Raw genomic sequence first — 14406 nt, 5'->3', positions numbered from 1 at the left:
ATGGACAAGCTCAAAGCGCTGGAAACCTTTGTCTCGGTCGCCAGCCGCGGCACGCTCACTGCGGCCGCGCAGGCCGAGGGCGTGGCGCCGGCCATCATCGGCCGCCGCATCGACGCGCTGGAGGCCCAATTGGGCGTGAAGCTGCTGGTGCGCACCACGCGCCGCATCACGCTCACGCATGAGGGCAGCGCCTTCCTGGAAGACTGCCAGCGCGTGCTGGCCGAGCTGGCAAACGCCGAGGCGGCGGTCAGCGCCGGTGGGCTGAAGGCGCGCGGCCACTTGCGCATCACCGCGCCGGCGGGCTTTGGCCGGCGCCACGTCGCGCCGCTGGTGCCGCTTTTTCGGGATACCCATCCGGAGGTGACGATCTCCCTGAACCTGAGCGACCGCGTGGTGGACCTGGCGGGCGAGGGTTTCGACTGCGCCGTGCGTGTCGGTGACCTCCCTGACTCGGCGCTCGTCAGCGCGCGCATCGCGGACAACCGGCGGCTGTGCGTGGCTACGCCGGACTATCTGGCGCGCCGCGGCACGCCGCGCCATCCGTCGGAACTGGCGCAGCACGACTGCCTCACCCTGTCGAGCGACGCCTCGCAGACCCGGGGCTGGGCCTTTAGCCTGCCGACCGAAGGCGGCGCGGGCGAGGTGGTGCATTTCAGGCCCGGCGGCCCGCTCGACTGCTCCGACGGGCAGGTGCTGCACGACTGGTGCCTTGGGGGCTGGGGCATTGCATGGCGCAGCACCTGGGAGGTCGAGGCCGAGATTGCCGCAGGCCGCCTGCTGGCCGTGCTGGAGGATTTCGCCGCACCGCCCAATGGCATCTACGTGGTGTTTCCACAGCGCAAACACCTGCCCCTGCGCGTGCGGCTGTGGATCGACTGGCTGCGCCAGCACTACGCGCAACCTGAATTCTGGCGCCGGGGCCTCGTGGCAGACTGAGGACCATGTCCCTGCCCACGCTGCTGATTGCCGATGACCACCCGCTGTTCCGGGCCGCCGTGCTGCACGTGTTGCACGAGCGCCTGCCGCAGTTCCGCACGCTGGAGGCCGCGAGCGCGGCCACCTTGGGGGCGGCATTGCAGGAGCATCCCGAGGTGGAGCTGGTGCTGCTGGATCTGAGCATGCCGGGCACGCGGGGCTTCTCCGCCCTGCTGCATGTGCGGGGCGAATACCCGCAGCTGCCGGTGGTGGTGATCTCGTCCAACGACCATCCGCGCGTGATCCGCCGCGCCCAGCAGTTCGGGGCGGCCGGCTTCATCCCGAAGTCGGCACCGGCCGAGGCCATGGGCGAAGCCATCGCCGCCGTGCTGGACGGCGGCAGCTGGTTCCCGCCGATGGCAGCCGAGCGCTCCGAAGCCGATGCCGAGCTGGCGACCCGCCTGGCGCAACTGACGCCGCAGCAGTTCCGCGTGCTGCTGTGCCTGGCCGACGGCCTGCTGAACAAGCAGATCGCCCATGAGCTGAAGCTGGCCGAGAACACCGTCAAGGTGCATGTCACGGCCATCCTCAAGAAGCTGGAGTGCTACAGCCGTACCCAGGCGGCGGTGCTGGTGAAGAGCCTGGAGCCGGAGAGCGGGCCCTGACTGCCCTTGGAACCAGGTCTTTGAGATATCCGGGCTTGCGTGCCTTGCAGGCGGCGGGTGCCGGGATGTGCGCCCGGCGGCGCAGTCACCTTCTTTTGCTTCGCCAAAAGAAGGTAACCGAAGAAAAGGCGACCCCACTGTGGCGGTCTGCTGCGCAGACTGCTCTGCGGTACTCGGAATCGGCAGGCGGCTGCGGAACTCGCTGCGCTCAAACAGTCCTCGCCGTCCCTTCGCTTCGCTACGGGCAACCTGCCGACTCCTCCGTTCCTCGACGCCACAGAGGGGACCCCGGCCAGCCACACGGGCCTTCGCTGCGCTCGGCCCGGCTCCCGCCATCAGCAAAACACCAGAACTATCGAACAGACCACAAGACCTTGAAAGGGATGGCCCCTAGTGTCGCGTCAAGCATGATCTGCCGGTGTGCGCTTGCCCTCGCCGCGCATCGCTGCGTTGCAGCCCTTGCCCAGGCGTAAAGCCTGGGCTGCGGCCTGCGCCTTGCGCTGCACGCCGATGCCTTCGCACCCATCCTTCACCTCACGCTTGACGCGACACTAGAACGTACCCACGTTCTCAGTGTCGCGCGCTTTCGCGCAAGCGCAGCAGGGTCTGGCTCATCAGCGCTCGCAGCGCGGGCGGGCGCACGGGCTTGGCCAGGAAGGCCCAGCCCTGTTCCGCCGCATGGCGGCGCAGCGTGGCGTCGCGTTCCGCCGTGACCAGGATCACCGCCGGGGCCTTGCCCCAGCGCCGGCACAGTTCGGCATAGACGTCGGGGCCGTGGTGGCTGCCCAGGTGCACGTCCAGCAGCACGAGCTGGGGCGCCTGCCCGGGCTGCGCCTGCGCCAGGGCTTCTGGGGCGCCCCCGGCGAAGGGCACCTGGCAGCCCCAGCGCTGCAGCAGGGCCTGGGTGGCGGCGCAGGTCTGGCTGTCGTCCTCTATCACCCAGGCGTTGCCGCCATGCAGCGGCGCGTCGTCCACCTGCTCGCTGGCGTGGGGCGGGGGGCCGATCTGCGGCACGGCGGCCGGGTCGCCCAGCGGCACACGCACCCAGAACACGCTGCCGCGGCCCAGTTGGGAGCGCACGCCGATCTCGTGGCCCAGCAGCCGGCCCAGGCGCTCGACGATGGCCAGCCCCAGGCCGGCGCCACGGTCGCCGTCGCGCCCCTCGTCGAGCCGGCGGAACTCCTCGAAGATCTCGCGCTGCAGGGCTTCGGGGATGCCCGGGCCCTGGTCGTGCACCTCTATGCGCACGTGCTCGCCGTCGCGCCGGCAGCCGATGACGATGCGCCCGCGCGGGCTGTAGCGGATGGCGTTGGACAGGAAGTTCTGCAGGATGCGCTGCAGCAGGGTCTCGTCCGTGCGCACCGCGCAGCGCGTGTCCACGCACGACAGCCGCAGGCCCCGGCTCTCCGCCAGGATGCCGAAGTTGTGCCGCAGCACCTGCAGCATGGGCCCCAGCGCCACGGCGCGCACATGCAGCTCCAGCTGGCCCGACTCCATGCGGGCGATGTCCAGCAGGCTGTTGAGGATGGCGTCCTGCGCCGCCAGGGCGCCATCGATGCTGTCTACCGCATGCCGATCGGCATCGGCATGCAGGTGGCTGCGCAGCAGCGAGGTGAACATGCGCGCCGCATTCAGCGGCTGCAGCAGGTCATGCACGGCGGCGGCGATGAAGCGGGTCTTGTAGCGGTTGGCCTGCTCGGCCTCCCGCTTGGCCTGGGCCAGATCGCGCGTGCGGTCGGCCACGCGCCGCTCCAGCGCGTCGGCGAGCGAGCGCAGCTCGCGTGCGGTGTTCTTGTAGCTGGTGATGTCGGCGTAGCTGGTGACGAAGCCGCCCTCGGGCAGCGGGTTGCCGCGAATCTCCAGCACCGTGCCATCGTCCTTGGCGCTCTCGTGCAGATGCGGCGTGCCCTTGCGCAGATGCTCCAGGCGCCGGCCAATGGCCGCATCTGTGGAGCCCAGGCCCAGCAGGCCCCGGCGCGCGTTGTGGCGCAGCAGGGCCTCGATCGGCTGGCCCACGCGCATCAGGTCGGCCGGGTAGCGAAACAGCTGCACGTAGCGTGAGTTCCAGGCCACCAGCTTCAGATCACCATCGACGATGACAACGCCCTGGGGCAGGTGCTCAAGGCTGCGGGAGAGGCCGGTGTCGGCCTGCTGGGCCGCCTGCACGACGCCGTCCTGCGCGGTGCGCAGCTCCTGGGCGTGCTGGCGCAGCACGGTTTCCAGCTCTTGGCGGCTGCGCTGGCGCAAGGCCGCCAGGCGTTGGCGCTGCCGTGCGAACAGCACGAGCAGGCCCAGCGCGAGCCAGCCGCCAGCGCCGGCGGCGGCGGCCCAGCGGCTGTCGGCGAGGCTGCCATGCGTCTCGTGCACCAGGTGCAATTGCCACGGGGTGCCGGGCAGCGGCTGCGTTTGCCAGAGCACGCGGCCCGGCAAGGGCGGCGTCTGCATGCGCGCCAGCGTGCCGCCGTTGTCCATGCGTTCTTCCACACGGAAATCCAGCGGCCGCAAGGGTTGGTCGGCGTACTGGCGCGTGGCGCTCAGCTCGCGGCGCTCTTCGTCGTCCAGCGGCTGCAGCAGCCGGTAGCGCCAGGCATCCTGGCTGGCCAGGAAGACGACGCCGTGCTCGTCCGAGGTGAACACGATGTCCGGCGTCTGCAGCCACTCGCGCTCAAGTTCCTGCAGCGCGATCTTGATGACCACCAGGCCCTGCGTCTGGCCGCTGTCGTCGCGGATGGCCTGGGACAGGAAGTAGCCCGGCTCGCCCGTGGTCACGCCAATGCCGTAGAAGCTGCCGCTGCCCTGCGCCAGGGCCTGCTGCACATAGGGCCGGAAGCTGTAGTCCACCCCCACGTTGCTGGTGGCGGCGCGCCAGTTGCTGGCGGCCAGGGCCTGGCCGTGGCGGTCGATCAGCGTCAGGGTGGAGGACTGGCTTGCCCCGTTGGCCTGCTCCAGCTTGTGGTTGAGGCGGGCGACTTCCTCGGGCTGCAGGGGGTGGTTCAACGCGTCGCGCAACTGACTGTCCAGGGCCAGCACCTCGGGCAGCGTGCGGTAGCGGTCAATGCCCTGCCTCAGGGTCTGGCCATACAGCGTCAGCTGGCGCTGCACGTTGTCGCTTTCCTCGTTCAGCGAACGGTGCCAGGCCAGCCTGCCGGCCAGGAGCATGCTGCCGGCCATGCCTCCCAGGAGGACCAGCAGCGTCCAGGCAATGCGGCGGCGGGGTGTGAAGAGAGGCACGCACCAATTGTCCCTGAGCGCAGGAGCAGGCCCTTCCACGGCGGCGTGCCCCAGTTTGGGGCTAGGTACTTTCCCTAGGTTGGTGCTTCCGGCTCCCAGGGGAGCCCGGCCGACTAATACCAATGGGCTATCGGCTTCCCATGCCTGCGACGGTACAACCGGCCCCCTCGACGCACCCTGATGGTGTGGTCCTCAGATTCCGGAGCCAAGCCCATGCATGCCATTCCAACGGCAGACAGCCACCACGCGCGTCTGCCCCTGCCCTTTTACCGCCAGCTGTACTTCCAGGTGGTCGTTGCCATCGTCCTGGGCGTTTTGCTGGGCCATTTCGAGCCCGCCTATGGCGAGGCGCTGAAGCCGCTGGGCGACGGCTTCATCAAGCTCGTGAAGATGATCATCGCGCCGGTGATCTTCCTGACCATCGTCACCGGCATCGCCGGCATGACGCAGCTGAGCAGCGTCGGCCGGGTCTTTGGCAAGGCCATGGCCTACTTCATGTTCTTCTCCACGCTGGCCCTGGTGGTCGGCCTGGTGGTGGCCAACGTGGTCCAGCCCGGCGCCGGCATGAACATCAACCCGGCCGATCTGGACCAGACCGCCGTCAAGTCCTACGTGGCCAAGTCGCATGAAATGACGCTGACGGGCTTCGTCATGGACATCATCCCCAAGACGCTGGTGAGCCCCTTCGTGGGCGACAACATCCTGCAGGTGCTGCTGGTGGCCGTGCTCTTCGGCGTGTCGCTGGCGCTGGCGGGCAAGGCCGGCAAGCCGGTGCTGAACTTCCTGGAAGCCCTGACGGTGCCCGTGTTCAAGCTGGTGAACATCGTCATGAAGGCCGCTCCGATCGGTGCCTTCGGCGCCATCGCCTTCACCATCGGCAAGTTCGGCCTGGGCTCGCTGGTGAACCTGGCCTGGCTGGTGGGCTCGTTCTACGTCACCTCGCTGCTGTTCGTGGTGGTGGTGCTGGGCTTCGTGGCGCGCCTGTGCGGCTTCTCGGTGTTCAAGCTGTGCCGCTACCTCAAGGCCGAGCTGCTGCTGGTGCTGGGCACCTCGTCTTCCGAGTCGGCCCTGCCGTCGCTGATGGAAAAGATGGAGAAGGCCGGCTGCAGCAAGTCGGTGGTGGGGCTGGTGGTGCCCACGGGCTACTCGTTCAACCTGGACGGCACCAACATCTACATGACGCTGGCGGCGCTGTTCATCGCGCAGGCCACCAACACCGAGCTGTCGCTGGGCCACCAGGTGGCGCTGCTGCTGGTCGCCATGCTCAGCTCCAAGGGCGCGGCCGGCGTGACCGGCGCCGGCTTCATCACCCTGGCCGCCACCCTGGCCGTGGTGCCCGAGGTGCCTGTGGCCGGCATGGCCCTGATCCTGGGCGTGGACCGCTTCATGAGCGAATGCCGCTCGCTGACCAACTTCATCGGCAATGCCGTTGCAACCGTGGTGGTGTCCCGCTGGGAAAACGCGCTGGACTACAGCCGCCTGGATGCGGCCCTGAACGGCGAGCCGCTGCCGGTCCCCGTGGCCAGCGATGTGCCGATGACGGCCCGCCCGGTGGCCTGAGCTTTCCTGCGGTCTGCCGCCATGGCGGTGCGAGCCTTCGGGCCCGCACCGCCTTTTTTATTTAATTGCCGGCGGCCAGCCTCTGGTCGATCCAGGTAAAGGCGTCCAGCACGTCGTAGTTGCCGGCGTGCCCCTGGTCCCAGAACAGGGCGTAGTCGACATCCTTGACCTTGGCGTCCGCCTTCAGGGCGCGGCTGAGGTTGTAGGCCACGGTGAAGGAGGTGTCGCGGTCGCGCGCGCCCACGCGGATGCGCCAGTGCGGCGTGATGCCATCGGTCTTGCCGACATAGGGCAGCGCGTTGATCATCTTGTACTGGTTCAGCAGATAAGCCTGCTGCGGGTTGGCGGCCCAGGTGGTGCCGGTATTGGCCAGGCCGACATCGCTTTGCGTGGCATTGACTGCGTCGCCGCCGTTGTTGTTGTTCCAGGCGTACTCGGTGAAGTTGGAATAGACCTGGGCAGCGGTGCCGAACAGGTTGGATTCGCCGCCGCTGTAGTTGCCGTAGATGGTGGTGCCAGCCTTGGTGGTGTCGGCTGTGGCCGTCGTTGCGAGGGCGGCGGTCTGGCCAACCTGGTCAAACGCCGGCACGGCCTTGAGCCGGGCTTGCTTGGCCACGAACTTCAGGTAGTTCGTCATGTCGAAGCTCGTGACCGTGCCGCTCGCATCCACGTTGATGAAGTCGTTCTTGTAGTACAGCGTTCCGCTGCCGCCGGCCACGCCATTGGCGGCGGCGCTGCCGTAGGCGTTGTAGGCGACGAAGGTCTTGCCGGCCTTGACATACGCGCTGGCCGCCTTCTTGATTTCGGTCTGCAGGGCGGCCAGCATGTTGTCGGTGGTGAGCGCCGTGCCGTCGTCGGCCTGAAGGCCCAGGCCGGACTGGTAGGTCATGAACTTGTTCATCAAGGCCGTGCTGCCCGCGGGGGCCGGGTTCGAGGCGCGGACCAGCTCATTGCCGCTCGCATCGACGATCAGCCCGGCCTTCTGATCCGCCGAGACCAGCGCGCGCGTTTCCAGCACGTTGAACATCCATTCATAGGCCAGGTCGGCACTGCCCATGTCCTGGATCGGGCAGTAGGCCACGATGGCGTAGACGCTGTCGCTGATGGAGCTCTTGCCGTCCGAGTCGACGCCGGCCGCGCCGGCGGCTTGCAGGTAGGGCAAATAGTCGGCGCTGTCGCCCGTGGCCCCGAGTTGCGTGCTCTGCGCGCCGCCGCCGCTGGTGCCGTTCACCACGATGCGGCTGGCGCTGCCCGGCATGAGGCTGTCGTTCAGGCGCAGGTAGCGCACGGCGGCCTTGGCGTCGACGATGGCGGCCGGCGCCTTGCCCTGGTAGATGCCGTCGGCGTAGACGCCGGCGGGGGCGGTGGCGCCACGGCTGCGCGAGGCCATGTTGATGTACACAAAGCCGCGGGCCAGCGCGGCGCCCACCTTGTTGGTATCGCTGGTGCTGACGTAGGTGCCGCCATTGACGATGTCGGCGCCGCTGTAGTTGGCGCTGGTGATGGGGGCCGTGCCATTCCAGCCGCCCTTGCCCCCTTGGTAGCTGGCCAGCCAGCCGGCGTTGTTGACGTTGAGCAGGATGGCGTTGTCCTGCTTGGCCGCGTCGGCCTCGCGCACAAAGACGTTCATGTTCTGGTAGCCGCAGGCCTGGTTGTCCACCGCGCCGGCGGACTGCGTGGGCGCCAGCGTCATCGGCTTGCCGACGTAGCACAGCTCCCGGTACCAGCGCACCGGCGTGCTCACGCCGTCGAGGGTGACGGTGATCGTCGTGTAGGCGGTCTTGTCGAAAGCCAGCTTGCTGTCATAGGCCCCCGCGCTGGACGGGGTGCCGCCGCCACCGCCACCACAGGCCGTCATGAGGCCGGTGGCCGAGATCGCGGCCATGGCGGCCGCAAGTGCGCGATGTTTGAATTGTCTTTGCATGCTTGTCTCTTTGGAATGAAGGGATCGGAGGGGCGCTCTCTGGGCCGCATGGCGGGGCGCAACGAGATGGCAAGGCACTTTAGGCAGCGGATGCCGGCTGCATAAGATGACGCATCGCGAGGCGTGATAACCGCGCGGCATCAGGGTTTCCCACGGGCATCAAAGCAGCGCGCGGTGTGGGGCGCCGCAGTCAGCCGCGGCTCTTGCACAATGCGCGCAACCGCGCCGTTCCGAGTGCGTCAGTCCACGAAAGCCGACCATGGTCCTCGAATCCATCCTCGCCTACCTGCACCTGATCGCCATCTTCACGATGATCGTCTTCCTCGCCAGCGAGGCCGCGCTGTGCCGCGCCGACTGGCTCAACGCCAAGGTGGTGGCGCGGCTGGCCAGGATCGACCTGGTCTATGGCCTGGCCGCCATGCTGGTGCTGGCCACCGGCCTGGCCCGCATCATCTGGGGCGTGAAGGGGCCGGGCTTTTACGGCGGCAACTGGCTGCTGCACGCCAAGGTCGGGATGTTCGTGGTGATCGCGCTGATCTCGATCAAGCCCACGCTCACCTTCCGCCGCTGGGCCAAGGCGCAGCAGGCCGGCGGCGCGCTGCCGGCCGAAGCCGAGATCAAGGCCACCCGGCGCCTGGTGATGGTGCAGGCGCACCTGCTGCCGCTGATCCCGCTGGCGGCAGTCTTTCTGGCGCGTGGCTTCGGCGGCAAGTAGGCCGCCCCAAAACAAAACCCCGCGCGGCAGGCCGGGCGGGGTTTGGGATCTGGATATCAAAAATAATAGCTGGTAGCCCTGGTCAATCCTGCATTTCAGGTAGTTTTATATATGAAAAGCTTGATGGACGCCGGCAATAAGCTATTAAATAAGTAGCATCATCAGGCGGCGGGCTTGTTGCTCAGGCAACTGCTCATGAAGCTCTTGCGGTCATCGCCCTTGAGCGCCTTGGTCTTGGCGTCGGCGTTGCAGGTCTTCATCTTTTCCTGCTGCGTGGCCGGCTTGGCAGCCGCTGCCGGGGCGCCGCCGGCGCTCAGGCATTCCTTCATGAAGGCCTTGCGGTCGTCGCCGGTCTTGCCGGTGGCGTCCTTGTTGCAGGTGGCCATCTTGCCCTGCTGGGCCGTCACGGGCTTGGCGGCGGGGGCGTCGGCGGCATGCACGGCGCTGACAAGGGACAGGGCCAGGCCGGCGGCCGCGGCGAGGGAGAGCAGTTTCTTCATGGTGGATTTCTCCTGCATCAGATGAAGGTTGAGCGAATCCCGGACGGGACCCTGCCCCATAACGTCATAACCGGAAGTTGGGATGACGTCCGCAGTGTGCCCGACAAAGGCGCGTTTGAGGTGGCCCGTAAAATCCGCCGATGCTCTCCGTGAAACACGATCTGCTCGCGGCCTTGGCCGACGCGCTGGAACAAATGCTGCCCGGCGCCGCCACGCGCGCCGTTTTTGAATCCCCCAAGGTGGCGGCGCATGGCGATTTCGCCACCACCGCCGCCATGCAGCTGGCCAAGCCGCTGGGCAAAAACCCGCGCCAGCTGGCCGAGTCGCTGCGCGACGCGCTGCAGGCCACGCCCGCCTTCCAGCGCTGGACCTCGGCGGTCGAGATCGCCGGCCCCGGCTTCCTCAACATCCGCCTCACGCCCGAGGCCAAGCAGCAGACCGTGCGCGAAATCCTCGCCGCCGGCGACGGCTACGGCGTGCAAGCGGCCAGCGGCGACAAGGTGCTGGTCGAATTTGTCTCGGCCAACCCGACCGGCCCGCTGCACGTCGGCCACGGCCGCCAGGCCGCGCTCGGCGATGCCATCTGCAACCTGCTGGCCACGCAGGGCCAGAACGTCTGGCGCGAGTTCTATTACAACGACGCCGGCGTGCAGATCCAGACCCTGGCCAACAGCACCCAGTTGCGCGCCAAGGGCTTCAAGCCCGGTGACGCCGAGTGGCCCGAACAGGCATACAACGGCGACTACATCGCCGACATCGCCGCCGACTTCCTCGCTAAAAAAACCGTCAAGTCCGACGACCGCGAATACACCGCCAGCGGCGACGTCAACGACATCGACTCGATCCGCCAGTTCGCCGTCGCCTACCTGCGCCGCGAGCAGGACCTGGACCTGAAAGCCTTCCAGGTCCGCTTCGACAACTACTACCTCGAATCCAGCCTCTACACCAGCGGCCGCGTTGCGCAGACGGTGCAAAAGCTGATCGATGCCGGCAAGACCTACGAGCAAGACGGCGCGCTGTGGCTCAAGTCCACCGATTACGGTGACGACAAGGACCGCGTCATGCGCAAGCAGGACGGCAGCTACACCTACTTCGTGCCGGATGTGGCCTATCACATCGCCAAGTGGGAGCGCGGCTTTCACAAGGTCGTCAACATCCAGGGCACCGACCACCACGGCACCATCGCCCGCGTGCGCGCCGGCCTGCAGGCCGCTGGCGTCGGCATCCCGCAGGGCTACCCCGACTACGTGCTGCACACCATGGTGCGCGTGGTCAAGGGCGGCGAAGAGGTCAAGATCAGCAAGCGCGCCGGCAGCTACGTCACCCTGCGCGACCTGGTCGAATGGACCAGCACCGACGCCGTGCGCTTCTTCCTGCTCAGCCGCAAGCCCGACACCGAATACACCTTCGACATCGACCTCGCGGTGGCCAAGAACAACGACAACCCGGTCTACTACGTGCAGTACGCCCACGCGCGCATCTGCTCCGTGCTGGCCGGCTGGGGCGGCGACCGCGCCACGCTGACCGATGCCGGCCTGGCGCCGCTCGACACACCGGCCGCGCAATCGCTCATGCTGCAGCTCGCCAAGTACCCCGAGATGCTCACCGCCGCCGCCAAGGACTTCGCCCCGCACGACGTCACCTTCTACCTGCGCGACCTGGCCGCCGCTTATCACAGCTACTACGACGCCGAGCGCATCCTGGTCGACGACCTGCCCACCAAGACCGCGCGCCTGGCCCTGGTCGCTGCGGTGGCGCAGGTACTGCACAATGGCCTGGCGGTGCTGGGCGTGTCGGCCCCGGCCAAGATGTGACAAGAGGGACACGGCTCATGCGCAAGAAGCGACAGGCTCATCGGGGCGGGACATTTCTGGGCATCGTCATCGGTGTCATGCTGGGCCTGGGCGCGGCGCTGGCCGTGGCGGTCTACGTCACCAAGGTGCCGGTGCCCTTCCTCAACCGCAACGCCGGCCGCAATGCCGACCAGGACGCGGCCGAAGCCCAGAAGAACCGCGACTGGGACCCCAACTCCGCCCTGGCCAACAAGCGCAGCGTGCGGCCGCCGCCGGGCGCCGCAGGCAGCGTGGGCACGACCGATGGCACGGCGCCGCCCACCAGCACCGCAGTGGCGCCGGTAACGGCCCCCACCGCTCCCGCCGCCCGTGCGGCCGCCAGCACGCCGGCGCCATCGGCCGACCCGCTCGGCGACCTGGCCGCCGCCCGCTCGGCCCGCGCCACCGCCCCGGCCCCCACCGTGCCGCCGCCAGGCAATGCCGAGCCCTTCGAATACTTCATACAGGCCGGCGCCTTCCGCACCAGCGATGACGCCGAGGCGCAGCGCGCCCGGCTCGCCATCATGGGCTGGGAAGCCCGCGTCACCGAACGCGAGCAGGCCGGCCGCACCGTCTACCGCGTGCGCGTGGGCCCCTTCGTGCGCCGCGACGAGGCCGACCGCCTGAAGGAAAAACTCGACGTCGCCGGCATGGATTCCAGCCTGGTGCGCGTGCAGCGCTGAACTTTTTCCAAATGTTGCGCCTCAGACCCCCTCAAGGAGAATCTCTGTCCATGCTCAACCGTCGTAATTTCAATCTGTCCACCACCACCGCCGCCGTGGCGGCCGCCACCCTGCCGCTGGCGTTGACATCCCAGGCCCATGCCCAGGGCGCTCCGCCCAAGGCCGGCAAGGACTACGTGGTGCTCGGCAAGCCGGTCGCGGTCGACGCCCCGGCGGGCAAGATCGAGGTGATCGAGTTCTTTTGGTACGGCTGCCCGCACTGCAATGCCTTCGAGCCCGCCTTCGAGCGCTGGGCCAAGGCACAGCCGGCCGACGTAGCGCTCAAGCGCGTGCCGGTGTTCTTCCGGGACGACTTCCTGCCGCAGCAAAAGCTCTACTACGCGCTCGAAGCCCTGGGCAAGATCCCCGAACTGCACGTCAAGGTCTTCAACGCCATCCACGCCGAGCGCCAGCAGATCAACCGCGACGGCCCGATCGCCGACTGGGTCGCCAAGCAGGGCGTGGACAAGGCCAAGTTCCTGGAGGCCTACAACTCCTTCTCGGTGGCAGCCAAGGTCAAGCGCGCGGCGCAGCTGCAGGACCAGTACCAGGTCGAAGGCGTGCCATCGCTCGGCATCGCCGGCCGCTACATCACCGACGGCTCGATGGCCGGCAGCATGGACCGTGCGCTGCAGGTCACCGATCTGCTGATCGCGGAAGCGCGCAAGAAGGCCTGAGCCCAAGTCGCCCCGCAAATAACAAAAGCCCGCGCATGCGGGCTTTTGTTATTTGCGGGGCATTTGCCTACTACATCGGGCCTCGCCTGGGTGGAGAGACATGGAATCGAGCGGCATTTGTCCCACAGACGCGGGCAGTGCCCACATCGTCGTTAGAATGCCTGCAAGATTCGTGCCCTTATGAAGCCTACCCTCGCATCCCTCTTTTTCGCCATGGCCGCCTTGCTGTCGGCCGGGGCCGCACAGGCCGAGAAGGCTGACCGCACCAAGCCCGCCAACATCGAGTCCGACGCGCTGCGGCACGACGGCCTGCAGCAGATCAGCGTCTTCACCGGCAACGTCGTGATGACCAAGGGCACCATCGTGATCCGTGGTGCGCGGCTGGAAGTGCGGCAGGACGCCGACGGCTACCAGTACGGACTGGTCTTTGCCGAGCCAGGCAAGCTCGCCTACTTCAAGCAAAAGCGCGACACGGCGCCCGGCGCCCCCGACGAATTCATCGAAGGCGAAGGCGAGACCATCGACTACGACGGCAAGATCGACCGGGTCAAGTTCATCAAGCGTGCCGTGGTGCGCCGGCTGGCAGGGGCCACGGTGAACGACGAGGTGCACGGTGACGTCATCGTCTATGACAACGTGACCGACGTGTCCACCGTCGACGGCAATCCGGGCGCCAACAGCGCCAAGAACCCAGGCGGCCGGGTGCGCGCGGTGCTGGTGCCCAACAGCGCGCCGCCGGCACCTGGCGCTGCGCCAGCGGCGCCGCCGCCCGCCAGCGGGCCCGGGCTGCGCCCCAGCAAGACGCTGAGCGGGGTTCCGCAATGACCGAGCCCGTCCTCACAGCCGAGCGCGAGACGCCCGGCGGAAGTGCCCATCCCGTCACCACCGGCAGCCGGCTGGAGGCGCGCCACCTGCGCAAGGCCTATGGCAGCCGCACGGTGGTGAAGGATGTGTCGCTCTCCGTGCAAAAGGGCGAAGTGGTCGGCCTGCTGGGCCCCAATGGCGCGGGCAAGACCACCTCCTTCTACATGATCGTGGGCCTGGTGCGCTCCGACGGCGGCGACATCCAGATCGACGGCCAGCCCATTGACGGACTGCCGATCCATCGGCGCTCGCGCCTGGGTTTGTCTTACCTGCCGCAAGAAGCCTCGATCTTTCGCAAGCTCACGGTGCAGGAGAACGTGCGCGCGGTGCTGGAACTGCAGCATGACGAAGACGGCCGCCCGCTCAAGAAACTAGAAATCGAGGAGCGCCTGACCGCGCTGCTGGCCGAGCTGCGGGTCGACCACCTGCGCGACTCGCCCGCGCTCGCGCTCTCGGGCGGCGAGCGCCGCCGCGTGGAAATCGCCCGCGCGCTGGCCACCCAGCCGCGCTTCATCCTGCTGGACGAGCCCTTCGCCGGTATCGACCCGATCGCCGTGATCGAGATCCAACGCATCATCGGCTTCCTCAAGGATCGCGGCATTGGCGTGCTGATCACCGACCACAACGTGCGCGAGACGCTGGGCATTTGCGACCACGCCTTCATCATCAGCGATGGCCGGGTGCTGGCCCAGGGCACACCCGAGGAGATCGTGGAGAACGCCGACGTGCGCCGCGTCTACCTGGGCGAACACTTCAGGATGTGATCACTTTGGTTCACCCCCAGGCTTCGCACTTCGTGTC

The 14406-nt window shown here is 67.8% G+C and carries 13 protein-coding genes; 9 read left to right on the top strand and 4 right to left on the bottom strand.

Annotation, left to right across the window (positions count from 1 at the left end; translation table 11 throughout):
- Together AAFF27_26180 and AAFF27_26175 are read left to right on the top strand one after the other, a co-directional pair.
- Positions 1-936 (top strand): LysR family transcriptional regulator, encoded by a 936-nt coding sequence (locus tag AAFF27_26180; GenBank protein XAH23427.1) that lies wholly within the window; start codon positions 1-3, stop codon positions 934-936.
- 5 nt (positions 937-941) lie between these two features.
- Positions 942-1580, top strand: coding sequence for a response regulator transcription factor (locus tag AAFF27_26175; GenBank protein ID XAH23426.1), 639 nt, complete (start codon positions 942-944; stop codon positions 1578-1580).
- A gap of 401 nt (positions 1581-1981) precedes the next feature.
- Here AAFF27_26175 and AAFF27_26170 read toward each other — a convergent pair whose 3' ends face one another.
- Together AAFF27_26170 and AAFF27_26165 are read right to left on the bottom strand one after the other, a co-directional pair.
- Entirely contained in the window at positions 1982-2113 is a 132-nt protein-coding gene (locus AAFF27_26170; protein ID XAH23425.1) for a hypothetical protein, read from the bottom strand.
- A 37-nt stretch (positions 2114-2150) separates the two neighbouring features.
- Positions 2151-4751 (bottom strand): PAS-domain containing protein, encoded by a 2601-nt coding sequence (locus AAFF27_26165; protein ID XAH26330.1) that lies wholly within the window; start codon positions 4749-4751, stop codon positions 2151-2153.
- Positions 4752-5024: 273 nt separating this feature from the next.
- Between AAFF27_26165 and AAFF27_26160 the strand changes: the two genes are divergently transcribed.
- Positions 5025-6371, top strand: a complete 1347-nt coding sequence (locus AAFF27_26160) for a dicarboxylate/amino acid:cation symporter (GenBank protein ID XAH23424.1) — start codon at positions 5025-5027, stop codon at positions 6369-6371.
- Positions 6372-6432: 61 nt separating this feature from the next.
- On the opposite strand, the gene AAFF27_26155 is transcribed toward AAFF27_26160, so the two are convergent.
- Positions 6433-8295 carry a subtype B tannase gene (locus AAFF27_26155; GenBank protein XAH23423.1) on the bottom strand — a complete coding sequence of 621 codons (1863 nt, stop codon included), beginning with the start codon at positions 8293-8295 and terminating at the stop codon, positions 6433-6435.
- A gap of 259 nt (positions 8296-8554) precedes the next feature.
- Between AAFF27_26155 and AAFF27_26150 the strand changes: the two genes are divergently transcribed.
- On the top strand, positions 8555-9010 hold the full coding sequence (locus AAFF27_26150) for a DUF2214 family protein (GenBank protein ID XAH23422.1): 456 nt from the start codon (positions 8555-8557) through the stop codon (positions 9008-9010).
- A 161-nt stretch (positions 9011-9171) separates the two neighbouring features.
- On the opposite strand, the gene AAFF27_26145 is transcribed toward AAFF27_26150, so the two are convergent.
- A complete protein-coding gene (locus tag AAFF27_26145; protein ID XAH23421.1) occupies positions 9172-9510 on the bottom strand; it encodes a PsiF family protein in 339 nt (112 codons plus the stop codon).
- A 140-nt stretch (positions 9511-9650) separates the two neighbouring features.
- On the opposite strand from AAFF27_26145, the gene argS reads away from it, so the two are divergent.
- From argS to lptB, 5 genes are all read left to right on the top strand, one after another.
- The gene (argS, locus tag AAFF27_26140) at positions 9651-11324 is read left to right on the top strand and encodes an arginine--tRNA ligase (GenBank protein XAH23420.1); all 1674 of its coding nucleotides are present in this window, start codon (positions 9651-9653) and stop codon (positions 11322-11324) included.
- 17 nt (positions 11325-11341) lie between these two features.
- The gene (locus AAFF27_26135) at positions 11342-12025 is read left to right on the top strand and encodes an SPOR domain-containing protein (protein XAH23419.1); all 684 of its coding nucleotides are present in this window, start codon (positions 11342-11344) and stop codon (positions 12023-12025) included.
- A gap of 50 nt (positions 12026-12075) precedes the next feature.
- Entirely contained in the window at positions 12076-12741 is a 666-nt protein-coding gene (locus AAFF27_26130; GenBank protein ID XAH23418.1) for a thiol:disulfide interchange protein DsbA/DsbL, read from the top strand.
- A 180-nt stretch (positions 12742-12921) separates the two neighbouring features.
- Positions 12922-13566, top strand: a complete 645-nt coding sequence (gene lptA, locus AAFF27_26125) for a lipopolysaccharide transport periplasmic protein LptA (GenBank protein ID XAH23417.1) — start codon at positions 12922-12924, stop codon at positions 13564-13566.
- A complete protein-coding gene (gene lptB / locus AAFF27_26120) occupies positions 13563-14369 on the top strand; it encodes an LPS export ABC transporter ATP-binding protein (GenBank protein ID XAH23416.1) in 807 nt (268 codons plus the stop codon). Before lptA ends, lptB begins: the two co-directional genes overlap by 4 nt.
- Positions 14370-14406 lie beyond the last annotated feature (37 nt).

Origin of the sequence: Xylophilus sp. GW821-FHT01B05, from assembly GCA_038961845.1 — a bacterium.
Classification (GTDB): domain Bacteria; phylum Pseudomonadota; class Gammaproteobacteria; order Burkholderiales; family Burkholderiaceae_C; genus Xylophilus.
The sequence above is the reverse complement of the archived record's forward strand: the minus strand, read 5'-3'. Positions and strand labels throughout refer to the sequence as shown.

Coding starts and splice junctions, on each gene's coding strand:
- AAFF27_26180 (XAH23427.1), top strand. CDS start 1: ATGGACAAGCTCAAAGCGCTGGAAACCTTTGTCTCGGTCGCCAGCCGC.
- AAFF27_26175 (XAH23426.1), top strand. CDS start 942: ATGTCCCTGCCCACGCTGCTGATTGCCGATGACCACCCGCTGTTCCGG.
- AAFF27_26165 (XAH26330.1), bottom strand. CDS start 4,751: ATGGCCGGCAGCATGCTCCTGGCCGGCAGGCTGGCCTGGCACCGTTCG.
- AAFF27_26160 (XAH23424.1), top strand. CDS start 5,025: ATGCATGCCATTCCAACGGCAGACAGCCACCACGCGCGTCTGCCCCTG.
- AAFF27_26155 (XAH23423.1), bottom strand. CDS start 8,295: ATGCAAAGACAATTCAAACATCGCGCACTTGCGGCCGCCATGGCCGCG.
- AAFF27_26150 (XAH23422.1), top strand. CDS start 8,555: ATGGTCCTCGAATCCATCCTCGCCTACCTGCACCTGATCGCCATCTTC.
- AAFF27_26145 (XAH23421.1), bottom strand. CDS start 9,510: ATGAAGAAACTGCTCTCCCTCGCCGCGGCCGCCGGCCTGGCCCTGTCC.
- argS (XAH23420.1), top strand. CDS start 9,651: ATGCTCTCCGTGAAACACGATCTGCTCGCGGCCTTGGCCGACGCGCTG.
- AAFF27_26135 (XAH23419.1), top strand. CDS start 11,342: ATGCGCAAGAAGCGACAGGCTCATCGGGGCGGGACATTTCTGGGCATC.
- AAFF27_26130 (XAH23418.1), top strand. CDS start 12,076: ATGCTCAACCGTCGTAATTTCAATCTGTCCACCACCACCGCCGCCGTG.
- lptA (XAH23417.1), top strand. CDS start 12,922: ATGAAGCCTACCCTCGCATCCCTCTTTTTCGCCATGGCCGCCTTGCTG.
- lptB (XAH23416.1), top strand. CDS start 13,563: ATGACCGAGCCCGTCCTCACAGCCGAGCGCGAGACGCCCGGCGGAAGT.